At 48.8% G+C, this 18775-nt stretch carries 17 protein-coding genes; 12 read left to right on the plus strand and 5 right to left on the minus strand.

The genetic code is table 11. The features are described 5' to 3' along the window. Positions 1–624: metallophosphoesterase (locus HMPREF1546_RS19120; protein ID WP_051319939.1), on the minus strand; the 624-nt coding region annotated here is incomplete at its 3' end. A 537-nt stretch (positions 625–1161) separates the two neighbouring features. Between HMPREF1546_RS19120 and HMPREF1546_RS18090 the strand changes: the two genes are divergently transcribed. From HMPREF1546_RS18090 to HMPREF1546_RS03555, 6 genes are all read left to right on the plus strand, one after another. Then, positions 1162–1506: an IS3 family transposase gene (locus tag HMPREF1546_RS18090; protein WP_198016085.1), complete on the plus strand. Its 345-nt coding sequence runs from the start codon at positions 1162–1164 to the stop codon at positions 1504–1506. A gap of 47 nt (positions 1507–1553) precedes the next feature. Further along, a complete protein-coding gene (locus HMPREF1546_RS18095; RefSeq protein WP_021750621.1) occupies positions 1554–1910 on the plus strand; it encodes an IS3 family transposase in 357 nt (118 codons plus the stop codon). A gap of 145 nt (positions 1911–2055) precedes the next feature. Continuing rightward, positions 2056–2904, plus strand: coding sequence for a site-specific integrase (locus HMPREF1546_RS03540; RefSeq protein WP_083490949.1), 849 nt, complete (start codon positions 2056–2058; stop codon positions 2902–2904). Further along, complete coding sequence (locus tag HMPREF1546_RS19505) at positions 2811–3239, plus strand: tyrosine-type recombinase/integrase (RefSeq protein ID WP_301546167.1); 429 nt, start codon at positions 2811–2813, stop codon at positions 3237–3239. Before HMPREF1546_RS03540 ends, HMPREF1546_RS19505 begins: the two co-directional genes overlap by 94 nt. A gap of 891 nt (positions 3240–4130) precedes the next feature. Continuing rightward, entirely contained in the window at positions 4131–4574 is a 444-nt protein-coding gene (locus HMPREF1546_RS19510) for a hypothetical protein (RefSeq protein ID WP_021750617.1), read from the plus strand. Between the two features lie 179 nt (positions 4575–4753). Beyond that, on the plus strand, positions 4754–5542 hold the full coding sequence (locus HMPREF1546_RS03555; RefSeq protein ID WP_021750616.1) for a site-specific integrase: 789 nt from the start codon (positions 4754–4756) through the stop codon (positions 5540–5542). A gap of 38 nt (positions 5543–5580) precedes the next feature. On the opposite strand, the gene HMPREF1546_RS03560 is transcribed toward HMPREF1546_RS03555, so the two are convergent. The 4 genes from HMPREF1546_RS03560 to HMPREF1546_RS03570 form a co-directional block, all read right to left on the minus strand. Next, positions 5581–6276 (minus strand): hypothetical protein, encoded by a 696-nt coding sequence (locus HMPREF1546_RS03560; RefSeq protein WP_021750615.1) that lies wholly within the window; start codon positions 6274–6276, stop codon positions 5581–5583. Positions 6277–6335: 59 nt separating this feature from the next. Next, positions 6336–7031: a hypothetical protein gene (locus HMPREF1546_RS18645; RefSeq protein WP_021750614.1), complete on the minus strand. Its 696-nt coding sequence runs from the start codon at positions 7029–7031 to the stop codon at positions 6336–6338. Beyond that, positions 6988–7260: a hypothetical protein gene (locus HMPREF1546_RS03565; protein ID WP_036631015.1), complete on the minus strand. Its 273-nt coding sequence runs from the start codon at positions 7258–7260 to the stop codon at positions 6988–6990. Before HMPREF1546_RS03565 ends, HMPREF1546_RS18645 begins: the two co-directional genes overlap by 44 nt. 2019 nt (positions 7261–9279) lie before the next feature. Continuing rightward, positions 9280–11073: a PrpR N-terminal domain-containing protein gene (locus HMPREF1546_RS03570; protein ID WP_021750612.1), complete on the minus strand. Its 1794-nt coding sequence runs from the start codon at positions 11071–11073 to the stop codon at positions 9280–9282. A gap of 238 nt (positions 11074–11311) precedes the next feature. Here HMPREF1546_RS03570 and HMPREF1546_RS03575 point away from each other — a divergent pair, with 238 nt between their 5' ends. The 6 genes from HMPREF1546_RS03575 (at position 11312) to HMPREF1546_RS03600 (ending at position 18389) form a co-directional block, all read left to right on the plus strand. Further along, a complete protein-coding gene (locus HMPREF1546_RS03575; protein WP_051319940.1) occupies positions 11312–13399 on the plus strand; it encodes a transketolase C-terminal domain-containing protein in 2088 nt (695 codons plus the stop codon). Between the two features lie 12 nt (positions 13400–13411). After that, entirely contained in the window at positions 13412–14185 is a 774-nt protein-coding gene (locus tag HMPREF1546_RS03580; protein WP_021750610.1) for an SDR family oxidoreductase, read from the plus strand. Positions 14186–14197: 12 nt separating this feature from the next. After that, positions 14198–14695, plus strand: coding sequence for a tripartite tricarboxylate transporter TctB family protein (locus HMPREF1546_RS03585; RefSeq protein WP_021750609.1), 498 nt, complete (start codon positions 14198–14200; stop codon positions 14693–14695). A gap of 47 nt (positions 14696–14742) precedes the next feature. Continuing rightward, complete coding sequence (locus HMPREF1546_RS03590) at positions 14743–15696, plus strand: tripartite tricarboxylate transporter substrate binding protein (protein ID WP_021750608.1); 954 nt, start codon at positions 14743–14745, stop codon at positions 15694–15696. Between the two features lie 68 nt (positions 15697–15764). Beyond that, complete coding sequence (locus HMPREF1546_RS03595; protein WP_021750607.1) at positions 15765–17258, plus strand: tripartite tricarboxylate transporter permease; 1494 nt, start codon at positions 15765–15767, stop codon at positions 17256–17258. A gap of 105 nt (positions 17259–17363) precedes the next feature. Further along, positions 17364–18389 carry a zinc-binding dehydrogenase gene (locus tag HMPREF1546_RS03600; protein ID WP_021750606.1) on the plus strand — a complete coding sequence of 342 codons (1026 nt, stop codon included), beginning with the start codon at positions 17364–17366 and terminating at the stop codon, positions 18387–18389. Positions 18390–18775: the final 386 nt, after the last annotated feature.

The raw sequence follows: 18775 nt of genomic DNA on the forward strand, positions 1-18775 counted from the left end.
GTCCAGCCGCAGGCAGGCCAGACGGCGGTGCTCTATGTGGAGATGTCCGCAGCCGCAGTCAATGTTGATGATCCCATCCCCGTACCAGATGCGGAAGTCCTCATCGTCCCTCCCGGTCAGAAAGTTCGTGGGCGTGTGGCCGACAACGTAAACGGTGTCCGGGTAAGGGCTCCCGTTCTTTGCGGACACACGGCCCCAGATACGGGTCTCGCGGTCAGCACCGGGACAGCCGTGGACAAGGTGGGCCTTTTGAGTACCGGCTACAATGTCCAGATGGTCCGGCAGACCGGCGAGAAACCGCAGGATCATATTCCGCTCATGGGGAGTCCTGTGGTAGAGCAGTTCCCGGTAGGTGGACGCTCCGCCGTTCTGCCGCCACAGGTCCCGCACGCCGTACTCATTATGAGGACCAAGGGTATCCAGACACATCTGCTCGTGGTTGCCCAGGAGCATGGTCATGTTGGGCGCTGCCATGATCTTCTGAAGAATATCCACGCCCATAGCGCCCCGGTCGATCACATCCCCGAGGATGTACAGGTGGTCGCTGTCAGAAAGTTGGATCAGATCCAGCAGCCGCTCAAATTTATCAAGCTCTCCATGAATGTCCGATACACAATAGATCATGGACCTCCCCCCTCCTCTCTGAATGAACTGACTGAATCTTACCATAGCTTGTGGAGGGGTACAAGTTTTTCTCCACTCCTCACCTCAAAAGCTGCGCCGCTTAAACAATAAAAAGGCTCCGCCAGTGAACTGCACCCCCAGAGATAGACAAAGGTGATAAAATAAAAAAAGGGGGAGTAAACATGCCAAAAGGAGTGCCAAATCGAAGATACAGTGCGGAATTCAAAGTAAAGGTAATCGAAACAATGCGGGCGGAAGGGCCGGAAGGTTTCTCTGTTGAACGACGAGGGCACAGCGGATCGGCCGTCCTCTGAAACGGGTAAGCCAGGACCGTGAGAAAAAGCTGCTGGCTCAAGTACAGCGATTAGAGGCAGAAAATCGATACCTAAAAAAATTGCGGGCCTTGGTTTTGGAAGACGAGCAGCGCCAGCGCAAAAAGCGCGGGTGATTCAAGAACTGAGGCCAGAAATCCCTTTGAAGATGCTGCTGTCCGTTGCTCACCTGTCAAGGCCCACATTTTATGATGAGATAAAGCGGATGAAGAAGGGGGACAAGTGCGCATCCGTAAAAAGAGAAATCCAAGCAATTTTTAAAGAACACCGGGGCAGATACGGTTACAGGCGAATCACAGCGGAGCTGGAAAACAGGAAGATTCATTGTAATCACAAGGTAGTCTCCAGACTGATGAAGGAGCTTGGGTTGGTGTGCCGAGTTCGGATGAAGAAATATCGTTCTTACAAGGGCGAGATGGGACAAATTGCGCCAAATCTGCTGGAGAGAAACTTTGAGGCAGAACAGCCAAACGAAAAAATGGTAACAGACGTCACAGAATTTCATCTTTTCGGGCAAAAACTCTACTTATCTATCCTGCTTGATCTGTAAGCCGGGACATTGTAAGCTACACGATTTCAGATCGTCCGGACCTAAAGATGGTGACCTCCATGCTGGAGAAAGCGTTTCATAAAATTCCGGATGGGACAAATCTGATTCTTCACTCGGACCAAGGCTGGCATTACCAGCATAGAAAGTATCGGGACATGTTGAAAGGCAAGGGCATTCGGCAAAGCATGAGCCGAAAGGGGAATTGCCTGGATAATGCTGTCGTGGAAAATTTCTTTGGGCTCCTCAAATCGGAGCTGCTATATCTGCAAAAGTTTGCGTCCATAGAGCAGTTTAAAACAGAACTGGTCTCCTATCTTGAATACTATAACAACCGAAGAATCAAATTGAGCCTGGGTGGTCTGCCTCCAGCCGTTCATAGATACAAAGCCCTTGGCGCTGCTTGAGCCAGTCGTAGTTGTCCAATATTTTGGGTGCAGTTCACAGAAACAGCCAGGGCAAATTGATAACAATCTGATAACTGTGGTCAAGCCGGGTAGCTTTTCGCCAGAGGGCGGGATATTGTGTGTAGCTAAAAGGAGGCGAAAGGCCATGGCAAAACGCAGACTATCCGGAGACGGTATGGTCCGGAAAAGAGAGGGCGGGCGCGGGGAGGGGCGCATCGTGGTGGGCCACAAGGAAAACGGCGACTCCATCTTCCGGTATGTCTACGCCGACACGCAAAAGGAATTGACCGTCAAACTGCGGCAGCACATCGACATCTATCAGGGTGTCGACCTGACCAATCAGAGCAGGATGACCTTGGCGGAGTGGCTGGATCAATGGCTGGAAAATATCGCTGGCACCATTCGGCCCACTACGCTGGCCCGATATCAGGGGGCAGTACGCATTCACATTGATCCCCACTTAGGCGGCAGCAAACCCATTACCCAAGTCACAGGGAAGAATGTTCAAAAGTTGTATGATGCCCTGGCCAGTCATGAAAATCAAATCACGGGGAAGGCGTTGGCCAGCAGCACCATCCGCGGAATCCACTCCATGCTCCACGAGGCATTGGATGCGGCGAAACAGGCTGGACTGATTCCGTGGAACCCAACAGAAGAAATTCCAGCGCCAAAATTCACCTGTAAGTCAAAACAAATTCTAACAGATGAACAGCTGGATACCTTTGTGGAGGCCATCCAAAAGGGCGACGTCTGGCATGACTTCTTCTACACGGAACTCACCACCGGCCTGCGCCGGGGCGGGCTCTGCGGCCTCAAGTGGGAGGACTTCGATGAGGCGGATGGCACCCTCAAGGTACGCCGCGCTGTTGTCCATCAGGAGAGAGGCAGCGAACTGACCACATGGGATACCAAGACTGCTGCCGGCACCCGCACACCATCATCCTGTCGCCCAGCACAGCGGAACTTCTCAGGGAGCGGCAGAAGTCTGCCGTAACTGAGTGGATATTCCCTGACCCGCTGAGGCCGGAACAGCCCACCCGCCCCGGCACTGCCTATAACCGGATGAAATCTCTGCTGAAGGCAGCAGGACTCCCTGACCTTCGTTTCCATGATTTGCGGCATACCTTCGCCACCAACGCCCTGGCCTACGGGATGGACATCAAGATGCTGTCCACCATCCTGGGCCATGTGTCCTGCGCCACCACGCTGAACACCTACCCCCATATCACCGATGAGATGAGGCAGCAGGCGGCGGTGAAAGTCGACCAGGGCATCGCGCCAAGGCGGAAAGCAAACCACACGAGGAGAAGCCCAAGGAATGCACCATGACCACCTTCCAGGCGAGGAAACGATGGAGCCGAAAGGCAAGCTGAATGACAGAGAACCGGCCCACCGGGAGAGAGAAATCCCCGGTGGGCCGGTTTTCGCTGTCTGCGGACAAACATGTGGTCAAGAGGTACTTGACCGGATAAAGGTACCAGAATTTGTGCCGGGAATGGGACTGTTTGAGCGATAATGGGCCATCTTGGAGAAGAATAATTGAGTGTGCCTAACCTGTGCTGACACAGACAAAGAAGAGAGCCACAGATACAGAGAAACGCGGCAAGCGGCAATTCTCACCATATTTGGCCCCATGAGCCATTGTGTGCTCTTGATAGATGGTGGCACCTGTGCCCCTTAAGCCATTTATAAAGCGGCATGGGCGGTTTGCGAGAGAAGTCCTGCTGCCGCTGAAAACACGTCAGGACTACGACCTTGCCCACAATGGATGAGGTGTTCGCTCTTCACCAAATCGTGGGGAGTACATCAACAAGACGAAAGATAACAAGGAAAAGCGTGGATTACCGGGAGCAGCGGAAGAGGCACCAGCCAGTGCTGTGGGACAGATTAGGGCTACTTTCCGAAGGCTTACGAGAGACGAAAAGAAAAGCAGGATAAAGAAGTCGTCTTCCCTGAAGGCCTACTCCCACAAGAAAAAAGCAAGGGTCATGCCACAGAAAAAATACTATCGTGGACAAAAGTGCCTCTCCTTTCTTCCGAATGTCAGAGCGGGAGAGGCTTTTTTGCAGACGAATACCCTCAAGAATTGCGCCGCAAAATAAAGAATAAGCCTGGGCTCAGTTCAAAACGCAATGGATAACAATCTGAAAACTCTGCCCGGTTGGGATGGCTGTTAAGGTCAGGGATGGTATTGTGTGTCATTGACAAGGAGGTGATACGATGTACGAATACATGAGAGGACTGTACCAGCAATTCTTCAAGGAGCCAGACTTTCCAGAGTTGCGGCAGGAAATCAACGAAATCCATCAGGCATTGACTGAGGGCAAGGCCAGGCCGGAATGCTGCAGTCTTCTGAAGTTGGCGGCTCTGGAAGATGAGTTGCGGGATGAAGTCCCCCTCGCCAGCTTCGCCGCGGATTTCCGCCTGGCGCAAGGCATTATCAGCGAACTAAGTATAGAGACGCCTACTCCTTCGCAGAGGAAGAATGCCGGAAGGGGCAGTTCGCAGAACAGAGGAGGGATGACTGATGGCAAAGAAACGAGCCAATGGCGAGGTAGCATCCGCGAGCGGAAGGATGACCGCTGGGAGGGCGGGTACACGTCAGGACACGACCGACGACAGGAAAACCATCTACAAGAACGTCTTAGGCACGACCTAGGGTGAGGTCAAAGAAAAGTAGAAGAAGGCAATCGCAGACAGACAGCAGTTGGATGTCACCAGGGTACCTACCTACACGGTCAAGAGCTGGATCAAGCTATAGTATGAAGTCTACGCCGAGCCGAGACTGCGGAAAAAGACAAAGGGCTATTATCTGATCTACATCAACAAACTTTGTCCATGAATTGGGAGACATCAAGCTGGACAAGCTCACCACGGTCCGAATTCAAAAGTTCTACAACGGTCTCCGGAAGAACGGGCGGGTACAGCGATACCAGCATATCCAGCTGAACAACTGCCTAGAGCAGGTGGTGACGGAGCGGCTGATCCTGGGGAACCCCGCCAGGGGCTGTAAACTGCCGAAGATGGAAAAGCGGGAGATGAAGATCCTGCCGGAAGAGAAGATCCGACCCTATCTGATGGAGGCGGACAAGCGGGGATTACTGGCTCCGTTCTGTCTGGAGCTGACCACGGGAGTGCGGCGGGGAGAACTGCTGGTCCTTCTTTGGACGGATCTGGACGTGGAGAACCGAACCATCTCCATCACGAAGCAGGTGACCCGCACCAAAGGAGAACTGGTGGTGAGCCAGCCCAAGACCCATAATTCCATCCGCATCCTGCCAGTCTCGCAGCAGGCGGTGGAGCTGCTGGTGGAGGAGCACAAGAAGCACCTGGGAAATCCCCACATGTTCCCGTCGCCCAAGACGGGAGGAATGTTCGATCCGGATTCCTTCCGGCACACCCATAAGAAGATCCTGAAAACCATTGGTGCGGAACATATTCGGTTCCACGATCTCCGGCATACCTTCGCAACGCTGTCTCTCAAGAACGGAGTGGATGTGAAGACCCTGTCCAGCACCCTGGGGCATTACAGCGCGAGCTTCACCCTCAGCACGCTGGACATGATGCGAGAAGCAGCGGATACCATGGGAGATGTGATAGGAAAAGCGATGAAAAAGATGCAGGTGCTATAGTGCACCTGCATCTTTTTCAAAAAGTACATATTGGCTATCTATAAATATCTCTTCTCAATATATTCAATCAACTCTTCTTTCTGGGAGATGGAGCTATTTTTTACGGTTTGTAAAAGGGCCCGATAGAAACTCTTAGACTCTTGCCCGGAACTTCGATAAATAATTTCGACGAGCTGGTCAAGACCTAATTCATTGAAAGAATCAAATTTTGATTTTTCTGTAGCTTCTATTTTACCTATGGTATCTCTAAGGCATGATAGCGACACATAGTTTCCTAATAAAGCCCATCCATAGAAGAGGATATACAATAAATAATAACTGATTATGAATGTTACAACATAAAATATGGGCACTGGTGGAGATGGGAAATTAGTTAACAAAAGTAGGAATATTCCTACAAATATAATAATACACAAAACAATGTCATAGGCAAAGTGAGAAAACGTTTTGAGAATTTCAGGAAAAGAATTATCCTGCAAATCGTTAATTGTTCGGATTTCTTTAGAGGTAAACATAGAAAGCGCTATAGCCATACCAGCGATAGAGACTCCTAGAAGTCCAATTAGACCGCCGATTAAAGTAAGAAGCAAGGATTTGATAGACTCGATGTTTAATAGTAATACAGAGTGAAAATCAATCAACAGCAAGAAGACAATAAATAAAACTGAACACCATACTGTTTTTATTACCTCTGGTTCTTTAAGATTAACTTTCCGTTTCCAAAAATCTTTCATGATATAGCACCAATCTACAATCCGTATTATGAAACGAAAGCCGTATATACGAACTATTTTCAGGATAATAGTTCAGTAAACGCATCTTTACAAGCATCTTTAAAATCGCCAAGGAGATCGTTAATTACTTTTTTGAAAGGCTTAGCTTCTTCTGAAGAAAATTTCCGACCTGTTTTGGACACTGCAGTCACTTTAATATAACCATTTTTGTTCGCTTCTTCTGGAGAAAGTGCCTGATGAATCCCCTGCAATTTATTTAACTCTTCATCAATCAAAGTGGAATCCAAATTTAGACCAGATTCCCCAGTTGATTGAAATGTAACATCCATACGGGTTACATTTGCCTGGTCCATATTTTCTAATCGACCTTCTCCTAATTCTTGCAAATGATTTAATAATTCTTGAGCGGGATTTGGTGGTTGAATTTTAAATTGTAGTTCCTTAATTTTGCCAATTTCGCCTAATGCCTCTTTTATATCGTCTAGGCCAATTCCTTTCGAGCACAAACTAATTGTGAAATACATTTCTGGTTCGAAGTCGTCTAAGCCAAGATTAATTACATGTACAAACGCTTCTAAGAATTCTTTATAACCAAAACGATTTGTTGTATTATATCCGATTAGTTCATGATCCAAATCAAAATAAAAACGAATGACCTCTGTGTTTTCGACGCCTTTAGGAACAAGTTCTTTTGTTTCTTCTAGTAAAGAATTATAGCGCAGAATACTTTTTTTTATACAGCCAGCCTTCGGCATAGCTCATATCTTCATCTATACTAAGAGTGCGTAACTGATATTCCACTTTTTGAGAGACGTGAATACCGTCATCACCTATAAAAAAGCTCTCTTTATCCCAATGGCATTCTTGCCTTAAACTCTCTGAGAGAGCAAGTTTTAATTCTATACGTTTTTGGGGATCTTTATAAATTTTATAAATTTCTTCAGATGCAAGATTTAATTTGGCAAAATATAGCGTAGTACTCATAAACAATAGCTCTCCATTCGCCAATAATGTAAATTGATCTAAACAATAATTGTAAGAATTTGCTATAATTATATACTAAACGAGGCTTTTTGTAAATCAGAATTAAAACTATTAGGTAAAGAGATATAATTTGGTATGCTACCAATAATATCTGAGGTTATCGCCGTATTGGTCAGTGTATTGGTCGGAGAAAAAGTTGAAAATTTTAGCGCACTTTTTCTCACTCATTAAAAAAGTTCCTGATTTTTGCGAAATCAGGAACTTTTTTGGTGGAGACTGCAGGAATCGAACCAGCGACCTTCTGCGTGTAAACAGCTCTATGAAACTTTTTTTGATTGTTTCCGGCGGTTTTTAATCATTTCTGCTCCATTTCAATTGTTTCCCGGGCGTGATTTACTGCGCAAAATCCGCTTGTTCCACAAACTCCTGTGGTACAAGCTGTGGTCTGACTCTGTTATGTCGGCTAAAGTTCCGATTACTTATTAGTGAAAAAAGAACATCCCAATCCCCAGGGGCAAGCGGACAAAAAGATGGACTGGAAAAAGGCGGAAGAGATGTATTCTTACGAAGAAAGGAAAAGCAATGGTACAGTTTAGTCCGGAAGAAAAAGCGGAGGTATCATTTCTATATGGGTGAGATCTGCTCAGCCGTGGAAAATACCCTTTGGCGGGATTTTCATGCGGGCTTGCTCATCGTCAAATGGGTTATTGACATTAGGAGTTCCTTATCCCCGCTGGCTGAGAAGCGGCGAGTATCCGATCGCCAGTTTAGACTGGGAAGGGCGTTACCGCTGGTAGGGCTAAATTCAAAGCTTGGAGCAGGCTGAACTCACTTGCTCCATGTCTCAAAGGAGGTCACTTCCCCGACAATGCAGTCTGCGTAGGAAGGACGGTTGAAGAACGAGCTGTTTTACGGGAGTTTCTAGGAAAGCACATCTGTTTTCTAGTTCATTAGCAGTGTAGATCCCTGCATGAATATGGTATAACGATGGCAGAATCAAGCTATCCTTGGGGGCGATGAGATCTGCCACATACAGGCGCACCTTGAAACTCCCCATTTAGGTCCAACTTCTTGTTCGCATCTCCCTGGGCTCCAATACTCAAAATTTGTACCGCAGTAAAGTGTATAGGAGGTGAGTAAACCAACTGGAGTGGGCTTTTATCTTTGCTCGGGATTGTTATAAAGCCTATATCTAACCCACGCGGTACGCAAGACTGTCAGGAAAAGCTGTTCATATCTGAAATTCCCAGATTTCAATACAAGGCCTAGTTCCAGCTGTTCGATGGGCTACAGTTCCAGCACGCCAGGAGCGATATCTTGCCACGCCTGATTTTTGCCGCCAACTACTGCAATGTCTACCATAAACTTCCATACGGCTTATTAACCCTTGGATATACGTTCCGCGCCAGATCGCTGGCAGTCACTTAATTCAACAGGATTTACAGCGGAATGCCTCCTGTTTGCAGATTTTATAGCTTCTTGCAGTACGGTTTCCGTCTGTTCACCAGACAGCAGTTGTTCGGGATCAATACGAACGGCACTTACTCTGCTTTCCAGGTAAGCCTACACTTACCTTTGTACCATGGCGGAATAGCTTCCAGAGAGAATTAGGTGAGGTAAAGTCTCATTAGCCGCCAGTTCTTTCAGATTCAGCTTGCTTTTCGCACCTTTTCTGATGAGGCATCTAAGATATACCAGTAGTCCGGAACCACCAGTCAGCAGCGGTAAATGTCAAAATTTTCTACAGTCTGTGCCCCGTTTCCATAGTGCGCCCATTGACCAGCTATGACGGATACAACACCGTACACCAGCTGCTGGTCAGTTCCAGCGCTACTTTTCCGTTTCCAGTACCATCCAACAAAAAGCCTGTAGTCCGGCTTTGCAAAAATGACGCGGCTTTACTGCCGGTAAAATTATTGGCAATGCAGCCTATCCAGAGCTGGTTGTCATTCCAAGCCGCAATTTTCCTTTAGTAATGGTGTCGCCAGCGACTTTAAGCCGGCAGCTGCACGCCCGTATTTAAGCATGGAGCTTACGCCAAATCGTATTTCTGCTAATTCCCAGCCGCCTTGCCGCAGCGGACTGGTTCATGTTTTCCTCCATCAGTACATGCTGAATAATATCCCGCTCAATTTCCTCCAGCGGTTTTGTGATATCAATTCCACTGTAATTCAAGTATTCCGTCTCCTCCGGGGGAATAGTATTGTCATTTAAAAGCAGGGTCTGTGCCTCTTTCAGAGTAATCTGTGCTCCCTGTGCGGTCAACACTAATTGCTGAATAAACGTTTTTAACTGGGATAAATTGGTATTCCAATGCTGCTGTTCCAGCAGAGCCACGACCCCTTCTTCAAATCCCCGGATACTCTTTTGATATTCTTGATTTGCCGCAGTTAAAAAAATCTGTGAGAAGTCCGTAATGGAATCAGGAAATTCCCGTAGAGGTGCCAGGATTACATGGAGAGACGAAATCTTCTGGTACAACGGATACAAGAACTGGTCATTGGACAGAAGATGGTGGATCCTATTCGTTGCCGAAGCGATAATAAAGTGCCGCTGATCCGCAGCAGAATCAACTATGTAGGCGCTCAACTCCTGCTGCAGTTCTATTGGAAGTAAGTGAATGTTCTCCAGATATAATGTGCATCCGTTTTCATTCAAAGGTGATGCAGTTTTATCCAAAAATGCATTCCAGCGTTTCCTGGTCAGTAGGTTGCAGCGCACAAAGATGAACGGAGCCATTGGCTCCTTGCGCAGGCCATGCAAATAATAGGCCAGACTGCTTTTTCCGGTACCATATTCTCCTAAAATCAACACAGGCGGCGGAGACACGGATGCGGTGACAATCTCCGCCACCGCTTGTACCCGTGGGTTATTCTTTTGAAGAGTATTGATAAATTCCGGGGACAGTGTCACTGAAAGCGGTTTTTCGATGGTAATGTCTGCCTGGGAGGCATATCCCTTATGAATCAGTGAAATGAAGAACAGGAAGCAGTCCTGATTGCGATAAGAAACCCTTTTGCCGATAATTTCGATTCCCTGTGTTCCGATTTTTTTACAGCCCCTATCGGTGGACTGCTGCAAAAGCACCGGAATAAATAGCAACAACTCTTTTTTAAAGGTTTGATGATCGGTAATCTCAAACGCGCGATTGTCAACAATTACGTTGCCTATCTGGTCCATCAGGATAATCCGGAATTTTAAATTATCAATAACTGTCTGAAAAATCTGAGTGATCTCCTGCCCCTTTTCCATCAACTCCGAATAATAGATGGCTGCAATAACGGACTGGCGGATACAATCCTCTGATGACAGAATTAGGAGTCCCCGAAGTCCGTTTGCCATAGCAGCATTTACGGAAGGTACATCCCCAATAATCAAAGAAAATCCCCGGTCAGCCAGTTCCGCCACCCGTTCCTTAACTTCTGCGTAGCGCACCTCGTAAATCTCCGTGTTTTTCAGTTGAAGCACTTCAAATACTTTTTTGACGGAATTAATAATGCTGGAATATCCGACCACCGCCACACGCTGATCGCTGAATCCCGGTTGGTTAATAGCCCGCAGGATATCCAATAAGGATACATCTACTTCCACCACCGGCACAGAGGTAAACTGCCGAAGAATCGCCGCAATTGCACCACGAGTAATGATTGCGTCAAAGGCGTTAGGTGGATAGGAGTTAAAAATAGAGATTGCCGTAAACTCATCTCCGGTATGCATCTCAAAATCCACCGTAGGAAACTCTTGGATGACGGGCGCGGCAGTCTCTTGGAAGGACAAATATGGGGCAATGATTAATATACGGAATCGTTTCATGGGCCTCCTCCCTCCATTTTTATTCGATTCAAATTGTAGCATATAGCAGGTTTTGTGGCAAGTAAAATCTTATTTGAGTTAATATTGCTACAAAATATAGCATTATTTTGCAACACATACCTTGATGAATGCTATTTCTCTCTGTAAAATTACGGTATAAAGCAATCTGCGCAGCATCATTTTTGTGCATTTTGCTCACTCGAATACAATGCCATTTAAAAAATGGAGGAGGGCCAAGATGGACTTGAGCTGTGATTATCTGAAAATGAAACACCCGATCGCCCAAAAGGCGCTATATGCGCTGCTGGAAGTCAAGGATTCGGACCTTCGTTTGGATACGGTATATCAGGGAAACCACGCTGTAGACCAGGGAATCCACATCGGTGGCACCTTCTCTGAACTGATTCCACTGATCGCGCTTTTTTACGGAGGTTTCATTCATGTAAATGTGGAAGACCCCACTGCTCGTGAAAGTGACATCTACGTACAGAGCAAGGGACACGGTATAGCCGGTATGGCATCGGTCTTTTCGGATTTTGGTTTCTTTGACAGAGCGCTTTTGGAGAATTCCCGCGGAAGTGACAGCGATCTGAATGGACATCCTGGCCCTATCCTGCCAGGAGTACATATCGCGACGGGACCTTTAGGGCAGGGCATCAGTGCCGCTGTCGGCTTTGCCATGGCGCAGAAAATAGAGGGTGTTGGGCGGACATTCTGCCTGATGGGAGACGGGGAACTGCAGGAGGGCATTCCATGGGAGGCATTCATGTTTGCCTCTGCCAAAAATCTGAACAATCTGTGCATTCTCATCGATCACAACTATGGACAAAACGATGACTCTCACCGTCTCATGCTTTCCATGGGTAGCTTGCGAGAAAAATTGGAGAGCTTTGGTTTTGATGTTTTGGATGTCAACGGTCAGGAGTACGAGCCGATTTACCATGCGTTGGAGCACTTCCAGCATCGGATCGACAGCCGCCCCATGGCCATCATCTCTGAATGCCGCAAGGGTGAAGGTGGTTTCTCCAAAGCCACCGAGAGTCACAAGACCACCGTGGGGCAGGATCTGGCGGAATGGGAAATCCATCAGCAGACGCTCCGCAGGGAAACCCGCATTAAAAACTTGTGTCATTTTCTACAGGCTGCAAAGGTGCGTGCGCCGGAGGAATATGAGCAACTCCTGCACTGGGCTTCCAAGATGGGGATTGATGTACAGCAGGATGAAAATGGCCCTGTGGGTGTTATACGCCGCTATTCTCAACGCCGCACCAAACGGGCTGCTCCCCGAGACAAGACTCTGCATTACCAGGAGCGCGACCTACCCGATCCCAAAATCGGAGATAAGCTGCAGTGCAGCAAAATTGCCGCGGATATGGTAGCAGCCTTTTCCAGAGACCCGAAAATGATTACTTTGGACGCGGATATGGGCCTGATCTCTGGTCTTCAGCCCGGTATGCTGAAACATGCTGGAAACCGCGGCATCAATGTAGGCATTGCTGAATCCAACATGAGTGGCATCGCCGAGGCCTTTGCCGCAAAAGGCTATAACGTCTGGCACTCCACTTTTGGCGTCTTTTTTGACTGGCGAGTTTTGCGCCGGATTACGGTCAGTCAGCAAGAGCGAATGGAATCAATTTCCAAAAGTGACGGCTGGCTGTCCGAGGGCCATCAGCTGGATATTACATTGTTCTCTACCGCTAGCAACATTGACACCGGTGTTAACGGCGCCACCCATATGAGCATCGACGATGTTACCGCGCTTATGCAGCTGCCTCACTTGCGGGTAATCGATGTAGCCTGTCCCCGAATGATGGTGGCGGTCATGAAATGGATTGCCAAGGGTAGCAAGGGGCTGGTGCTACTTCGGCTCACACGAGCCGCTTCTGAAACCATTTACCCTGAATCCCTGCAATTTGAATACGGAAAGGGCTATGTCCACGGAGATCCTCATGCGGACACCGTCATCATCACTAGTGGCCGAGGCATTTATGAGGGACTCAACGCCCAGAAGGCGTTACGGGAACAGGGACGCGAGATCGCCGTGGTGGACATGCCTTCCTTTGATGCAGATCTGGCTGCGCAGCTGACCCAACAAGGCAAACGAATCCTATTTGCCGAACAGAATAACGGTTTCCTGTTTGCCTCTTATCTGGACGAAATGTACCGGCGAGGAATCGCTTGGTCGCCGGAAAAGATTACCACCCTCAGCACCCGCACCAGAGAGCGAAAAGCACGGCATCTGCACTCCGGAACCTATACACAGCTGGCAAAACTCTGTGGCCTGTCTGCAGAGGATCTTGTAAATACGATCACATTTGAAATGTAAAGGAGGGCGCATATGGGCTTTGACATGAATGCTTTTTCCCTGGCAGGGAAAAAAGCCATTGTTACAGGTGGCGCAAAAAAGACCGGCCTGTGTTATGGTATGGCTGTCGCACTTCATGACGCCGGTGCAGAGATTGTCATTCTGGACGCAAATTCACAGGTTGAAAACACGGTGGCAGAATTGGGTGGCGCCAAATCTGGATACCACGCCGTGGTAGCAAATCTATTGGACCTCAACGATCTCAGCAACGGGTTTCAGCAAGCGATTTCAGCTCTGGGTGGACGGCTGGATATTCTGGTCAACGGTGCCGGACTTCAGTATCGCTGCCCCTCCGAGGAGTTCCCCGAGGACGCTTGGGATCGCATTATGGGGGTCAACATCAAGGGCGTTTTCTTTATGAGCCAGCTGGCTGGCAAGGTGATGCTGAAACAGGGCAAGGGAAAAATTATCAACATCGCCTCCACCAATTCTTTCATCGGCCTGCGGAACATGCCGGCGTATGTCTCCAGCAAGGGCGGCGTCAAACAATTGACCATGGCGCTCTCCTCTGAGTGGAGCGGTCGCGGCATCAATGTCAACGCCATTGCTCCCGGCTACATGGACACCGAAATGAGCAAGGATCTGCAGCAGATGGAACAGGGCAAACAGCTCACTAAGCGGATCCCTATGGGAAGATGGGGGCATCCCGAGGATCTGATGGGTACTGTCGTATTTCTGGCCTCATCTGCTTCCGACTACATTAGTGGTGTGACGCTCCCGGTGGACGGAGGTCATTTGGCAAGTTAAGGAGGTGGGTAAATGGCCATTCGTAAGCGCAACGATTTCATTTTAAGCATTCTCTCTTTTGCAATTGGATTGTTCCTGTTCGCATCAGAATCAACTGTTAGTGGTGTCATGCTGTTTGTCGGACTTCCCTTTCTGGCGGAACCCCGCACCTTTATTCAAGGCATCGGTATTCTGCTGATGGTATTCAGCATCCCTCTGTTTCTCAAATCAATCAGTCTGAAGGGTGAGCGGGACTCTGGCAAATTCAGGTTGAAAAAGGAAACGATCATTACTCTGATTGCGCTGCTCCTTTTCGTTCCCGCCTATGAACTAATCGGTTTTCCCATTGCTTCTTTCCTGCTCACTTTCTGTCTGAGCGTTGTGTATGGTCTTTGTGAAGAATCGCAGCGGGAGGAGCATGAACGTACCAGCAAAAAAAAGTTCTATCTTATCCGGTTTGTCTATTCTCTTGTTGTCGTAACCGTTCTGGTCCTCGTATTTACACAGATCCTGCATGTCAAGTTCTTCTGAGTCCGTTCTTTCCTACATTTCGTTATTTTGCTTAGGAGGAAAATTATATGAAAAAGAAAAATATCTTGGCACTGGCCTGCGTATTTCTTATGATGATCGGCATTCTGTCGGGCTGCGGTGGCGGTGAAGAAGCCGCTTACCCGGCGGAAGACATCTCGTGTCTGGTCCCCTACGCCGCTGGCGGCGGCACCGACAACATCGCCCGTGCTGTGGCGGCCAACATTGATCTACCTGTGTCCATCGCCTGCTCCGTTATGACCGGTGCCGGCGGTTATACCGGTTCACAAGAATTTTCCACACAGCCCGGCGACGGCTATCACATTATGTCTCAGAGTCCCCTGGACCTGATTTGCTACTATCTGACCGGTGTCAGTGAGGAAAAACTCTGGGAGAAGATGGAGCCGCTTCCCTGCATGGTAATCGATCCCGGCATCGTGGTTACCAATCCCAACAGCGGGATCAACAGTGTGGAGGATCTAAAAGCAATGGATCCCGCTGAACTGACTTGGGGATTCATCGGTGCCCGTCAGCAGATGGTCACCATCCAACTGCTCCAGGGGCTCGGCCTGGAAGGTGCCACCCAGGTTCCCTACGACAGCGGTGCTGACGCCATTACTGCCATCATGGGCAACCATGTTGATGTCAGTTTCATGCAGGTGGGCGATCTGGGCTCCGCCGTGGAATCCGGCAATGTGAAACCCCTGCTGATTGTGGACGAAAAGCGCTGTGAAATTTATCCCGATATTCCCTGCACAGAGGAACTGGGAATTGAAGCCACCGGCGCCCAGTATCGTGCCTTCTTCGCCACCAAGGACACCACTCCCGAGCAGATTCAGTATCTGAACGATAAGATGGCAGACCTTCAAGATGACCCCGATTATCTGGAGGCTCTGGAAGGCTTTGGCTTCCTGCCTGGCTTTATCCCGGCCGATGAGATGGGGGCGAAAATTGAAGAGTGGTACAACATCTTTGCTCCGATTTATGAGGAGTACCTCAAGTGACTCGCTTCTCACCCGCGCAAAGCAACGTCAAATCGCTCTCGCTGCTTGAAATATAGGAGGTGTCGTGAATGCAGCTATTTGCAGAGGGCTGGGCTTACCTCATGGCGAACCCAATGTCGTTTGTCTATATGACTGGAGGCATCCTGATGGGTATCATCTTTGGATGCATCCCTGGCTTGACGGCTGTTTTAGGCGTTACGTTGATGATTCCTTTTACCTACGCCATGTCTGCTGCGGAAGGCCTTTCCACTCTTATCGGCATTTATGTTGGCGGCATCAGCGGCGGCCTAATCTCTGCGTGCCTGCTGAAAATTCCCGGGACCTCAGCATCTCTTGTCACCACCTGGGACGGCTATCCCATGGTCAAGCGTGGCAAGCCGGAGGCTGCACTGTCTCTTGGTGTGTTTGCCTCCTTGATTGGTGGCACATTTTCTGCTATTGTCCTGGCGACCATAGCGCCGCAGCTATCCAAGGTCACATTAAAGTTCGGGCATTGGGAGTATTTTGCACTGATTTTTTTCAGTATCTGCGTAGTGCTCTCCATGGTCAGTTCTAGCGGAGCCAAAGGCGGAATCGGATTGTTTTTCGGCATGGCTATCGGCTCTGTGGGAATTGACCAGGTCACCGGCGTAAACCGGTTGATGTTTGGCCAGTGGCAGCTCAGTTCCGGCATTGGCCTGACCGCTTTTCTGATGGGGCTGTTTGCCATCAGTGAGGTTCTCAGCCAATCCGGTGAATTGTCCGGACTGCGGATAACAACCCGGGTGCGGCGTGTCCCCTTTATCCCCCCAAAGGATGAGCGGGATGAAATGTGGAAAGGCATCACCATCGGCTCTCTGTTAGGTACCTTCACCGGTATTTTACCGGCCGTGGGTCAGGATACTGCCACAGTGCTGGCCTATAACCAAACCAAAACCATGTCCAAGCACCCGGAAAAATTCGGAACCGGATATGCTGCCGGTATCGCAGCATCTGAGAGCTCCAATAACGCTGTCAACGGCGGAGCCCTGATCCCCTTGTGCTGCCTGGGGATCCCAGGCGACAACGTGACAGCTGCTCTGATTGGCGGTCTTATGATCCACGGTCTGCAGCCTGGACCCATGCTGGCGGTGGACGCCCCGGAGGTGATTGGATGCATTATGCTGGTGTATTTTCTGGCAAATATTGTAATGTATCTGATGGAAACCGGCCTGATGAACATTTTTGTTCAAATGATCCGGATTCCCAAGTCCCTTCTTTTTCCTGCTATTTTGGTCTGCTGTGTTTTGGGCGTCTACGCCATCAACAACCGCATTTTTGAAGTGTTGGTAATGGTAGTTTCTGGAATCGTTGCCTATTTTCTGTTGAACTATTTCAAACTGGATCTGATTGCAATTCTGCTGGGATACCTGTTGGGGCCACTTCTGGAAACCTACTTGCGGACAGCCATGATCGCCGACCAGGGAAACTTGTTGGCTTTCACACAGCACCCCATTGCGCTGGGTCTCATTGTTGCGGCTGTTATTGTCTTAGCGGGACAGGCCTTCTTCCGAAAGTCCCGTAGAAAAAAGCTGTTGCGTTAGCAGGCAATACCTCCGCGCAGGAATAAGGCAACAGGCCGGCCCGTCTTTCCGGCGGGCCGGTCCTTCCTTTCATCTGACATTCAATTTGAAAGGAGCATATTTGACATGAAAGCAGCTGTTCTAACAGCACCGTATGAGATTACCGTTGAGAAGCGGGGAATGCCTCAAATTCAGGGGCCACAGGACGTTTTATTTAAGATTTTGCAAACTGGTATCTGCGGCTCTGATATGTTGGCATTCCGTGGAGGGCATAAAACCGTGCAATATCCCCGAGTCCTGGGGCACGAGTGTGTAGGTGAAGTTGTCGCAGTTGGCTACGAGGCGGAAAAGAAATTTCTCCCCGGCGATCTCGTTACAGTACAGCCTCAGTTGATCTGCGGTACCTGCTATCCGTGCCGGCACGGCAGAATCAACGTCTGCACCCACAAGAAATTTATGGGTATTAACGAAGACGGTTTTTTCACGGAATATTATAAATGTAACCAATTTAACATCGTGAAGCTGCCGCAGGGAGTAACCCATGACATGGGTATGCTGGTAGAACCCTTTGCCGTAGGAGCTAATGCAGCGGAACGGGCCGGAGCTGAACAGGGGAAAAATATTGTAATCGTGGGCGCAGGTACCATCGGCAACTGCACAGCACAAATAGCTGTGGCTAGAGGCGCTAACGTTTTAATTACAGACATTAAAGACGGACGGCTTCAATACGCACAGGACTGCGGCATAAAAAACTGCTGCAACACCAATCGGGTTTCTCTTGCGCAAGCCATCGATGGGGCATTTGGTTCTGCAGGAGCAGATGTATTGATTGACTGCTGCGGAATCCCAGAAATGCTGCAAAACATGGTGTGTTGCGCACAAAATGCTTCTCGCATTGTTTTGGTAGGCACATATGGGCGGGATATTCTGATGAATATGACACACCTGCAACGAGGAGAAATCGATATTATCAGCGTCATGCAATATGTCCGACGGCACTACCTACAAGTATTTGACCTCATGCAACGGGGAAAGCTGCATCTGGAGGGCTTTATTGGGGCCCGCTTTCCTCTGTCAGGCCTTCAGCAAGCTTTTGACTATCTTCATGAACCAAATACGGATGTAATGAAAGTTGCAATTATGGTGCAGTAGGATTGTCTGCTGCCTCCACCACGCGGCACGGAGAGGCGTACCATTCAAAGGCCACTGTTTGTTTCCTGGACCCCACGGATATAATGAACCTGATTCAGCATTTACAGTTTGCATTACATAGTAGTGCGTTTGCTGAAGTGGGAAGATGAAATTAGTTTTGGCTGAAATAAGTACTTTGACATTTCAAAGCTTGCGCCGCAGTAAACAGTACAGAAGTCCGGAACTGGCCCATATCACCAGCTCCGGGCTTTTCTCTTTCTGAAGATCACAAAAACCTCTCCCATTCGACACGGTTCGACCGACAAAAAATTCCAGCATGATATAATCAAACCAGGCGCAAGCCTAAACTCGTAGCTTTCCGGTGAGGTCCACACCCCGGTGGGACC

Origin of the sequence: Oscillibacter sp. KLE 1745 (genome assembly GCF_000469445.2) — a bacterium.
In the GTDB taxonomy this organism is placed as follows: Bacteria; Bacillota; Clostridia; order Oscillospirales; family Oscillospiraceae; genus Oscillibacter; species Oscillibacter welbionis.